Below are 3,315 nucleotides of genomic sequence, written 5' to 3'. Positions count from 1 at the left end.
TCTTGTGAAAACCAGTTCATTACAGAGGTGTCTTCAGACCTACAATCTCTTACGTCTGCCCCTGACTTAAAAGAAAACAGCCAACGTCCGTTTTATATAATTTCTCATCGTTGCAACGATAAAGAGGATATCAGCCTATCGATTGAAAATGGCACAAATGCCATTGAATGCGATGTATGGCTTGATAAGAATAATATTTGGTGGGTCAATCATGATTTATTCAAAACCACCCTATTAAGTGAGTGGTTGAAAGAGGCCAAAGTAGTAGCCAAAATCCATGAAGAAAGCTTTGCCCTGGTTATTTTTGATATTAAAACCCCCAAGAAACTACTAAGCCTGAAAACCTTAGTCAATACTTATTTGCCAGAAGATCTAAATGTAATCTATTCTATTGCAGCTTTAGGAGATGCCAATGCTTTTGAAGAAATTGCTTATAGTTTAAATACTTTCGAAGGCCTTTCTATTGATTTTGAAAATTCACCAAAAAAGGTTGCCAACTTTTTGAATACAATCGAAGTAGAGAATTACTGGTACGGCAATGGGATCACAGCTGCCCTTCCTGACACAGAAACATTAAGAAACTCCCTTAAACAAGCCGCAATATTACGGGATGAAGAATTGGGAATTAAAAAAACATATACATGGACTCTGGAGAAAAAATCCACCATGGAAGATTATATCTTGAATCAATCCGTAGATGGCTTTATTATAAATGCAGGGGCATTTTGGGGCCGGGATTTCAGTGAAAATGCAATAGAAGTTCTTTTAGAACATAGCGATTATATTCGAAAAGCAAAAAGATCAGATAATGCCTTTCAACGATTTGAAAATAATGATTAAAGGAATTATTTAAATTTTTTTTCCAATTCCCAACTAAGTGATATTATTTACCCTCCAGCTTGTGGAAGAATTCTTTTTACCATTAATCCTTTGGGAGGGGAAATTTATCGAAATTTCCCCTTCAGTCATCGAGGTTTTTTTAAGGTTGATCGAACTCAGAGGCATTTATTAAAGATTAATGAAATTGTGTTCTATTTTTATAAAACCATTCTTCCCTAACTAAGTTTCTCCCACTTTAATCAAAAAATAACCTTAAAATTCTTTCTCATGAAAAAATCAGTTTTAATCCTAAGCGCAGTATTGTTAGGCACTGCTTTGGCCTTGCACAAAAGATTCTTGCCTAAAAAAAAAGTAAAAAAAGACCCTGACCATTAAAGTAGATTTAACCCATCCAAAACATATTCCAAAGACCACTTACCCTTTTCAATTATTTAGTATGGGAAAACAAAAAACTATACCCCCTATCCTTTTATAATCCACCCACCAAACTTCAATTGCTTCTAACACAAATACTGGCATCCTCTTTCTTCAACCTTATTTCATTACTTGAAAAACAAATAAAGACCACTAGATTAAAGAGACTCGCCACTGCCATTTTATATTTACTGCTACCTGAAATAAGCTTATATAAGACTTACTAAATTGTGTTTATTGGTGCTTCTATTGTCGTTATCAAGCCTTAAATTCCAATTCCTTCCTTATTCAATTTAAAAACCACAACAATGAAAAAACTACTATTCTCTTGTCTTCTGATGCTGGGGGCTACAGGCCTTTGGGCACAGTTTAATTTCGACCTCATTAATTCAATTGAGGGAGGTGGAACAATTACTAAAAATGTTACCCAAAGTGGCTTTGGTAACTTTGCTATTGGCACAACAGAAACAGTAGGTCCGGGAACCAATACCATTATGCTTACTCAGATCGGCTTGTTCAATCTTTTTGTTCTTAATCAATTAATGGAGGGAGATGGAACTAACACAGCAACTAATATCACTCAGAATGGAATATTAGATCTTATAAGACTCACTCAAACTGCAAGCGCACTAACTATGGGCGATAATTCTGTAGCGAATATAAACCAAAATGGTGTGAGAAATCGGATTACCATAAATCAGGACAACATGGCCGCAGATGATCTTAATGATAATATTATTGCGGCTGCGACCATTATTGGTGCAGGGGGGACCATTATGCAAGATGGTTTCCTCAATAAGCTGGATATGACACAAACTATGGATGCTTCGGATATTAGTGATAGAAATTTTACTTTTATAAGTAGCTTTAACGGCGTGATAAGCCAAGAGGGTATCTTGAATACTATGAAATTGTCCCAAACTATGAGTGTTTCGGATAATGGTGTTGGAAATTTCAATTATATAGGTTCTGGTGGAACGGTAAGACAGGAAGGGGGCTTTAATAGGATGAACATGCATCAAAATATCTCTTCCTCTTTCAGTGATTTTAATGAAAATAGAATAGGGACTTTTAATGGGGATGTAAGCCAAGGTGGCACCTTTAATAAAATATCTATTTACCAAACTGTTGATGCTTCCGGAAATCTTGGTGCTAATAGAAATTTTATAGCCGATTTAACGACAATGAGCCAAGATGGAGTTCTAAATAATTTAGAAATATCTCAAAATATTACTACTTCTAATAGTGGGGGTAACAATAATCGGGTAGGTGCGCTTATTCAAAGTGGTAATTTAGTTTCATTAGAAATAAATCAAGATAATAATATTGAGGATACGAATACCCCTAGTACAAATGATGTGAATGGCATCACTCAAAGTGGCACTTGGAACACCCTGGAAATAAACCAAACTAATACCACGGAGGTTGACAACGGCACCAATGACTTTGATGGAATCACACAAATGGGTACTTTTAACTTGGCAACTGTAACACAAACCAACAATGATGGAGGTAGCAATTTTATAAATAGTGCTGCTCAATCTGGTTTAAGTAACTTCCTAGACATCAGCCAAATCAACAACAACTCAGGAGGTGGAAACACCATATCTGATGTTACCCAAACTAGTACTTTAAGTTTCTTAAGGATAAACCAAACCACCAATTCTGCGGGTGGAAATCAAATACAAAATGTCAATCAAACTGCTACTTTGAGTTTCCTGGGAATAAACCAAACTGCCAACACTAGTAATAATTTAAACGGAGTATTTGATATCTTTCAAAATAATACCCTTAACTTTTTGGTGGCAAAACAAACCAACAGCGCTACGGGAGGATTTAATACTTTTAACCTCCTAGGGGATGTCAATCAGGCTGGTACTTTAAACTTCCTGGAGACAACACAATCCAACACCGCTTCGGGAGCAGGTAATAATTTTAACTCCATAATTAATCTCACTCAATCTGGCACTTTAAACTCCATGGTGACAATACAATCCAAAACCGGTGCGGGAGGAAATAATTCTAATAATATAAATGATGTCACTCAATCTGGTACTTTAA

The 3,315-nt window shown here is 35.7% G+C and carries 2 protein-coding genes; both read left to right on the top strand.

The genetic code is table 11. The features are described 5' to 3' along the window. The coding region (locus E1171_RS23620; protein ID WP_187696250.1) for a PI-PLC domain-containing protein at positions 1-840 on the top strand (840 nt) is incomplete at its 5' end. A 722-nt stretch (positions 841-1,562) separates the two neighbouring features. Next, positions 1,563-3,315: beta strand repeat-containing protein (locus tag E1171_RS04260; protein ID WP_155204431.1), on the top strand; the 1,753-nt coding region annotated here is incomplete at its 3' end.

Origin of the sequence: Xanthovirga aplysinae, from assembly GCF_009711365.1 — a bacterium.
Taxonomy (GTDB): domain Bacteria; phylum Bacteroidota; class Bacteroidia; order Cytophagales; family Cyclobacteriaceae; genus Xanthovirga; species Xanthovirga aplysinae.
Note: the sequence above shows the minus strand (reverse complement) of the source record. Positions and strands in the feature narration are given on the sequence as shown.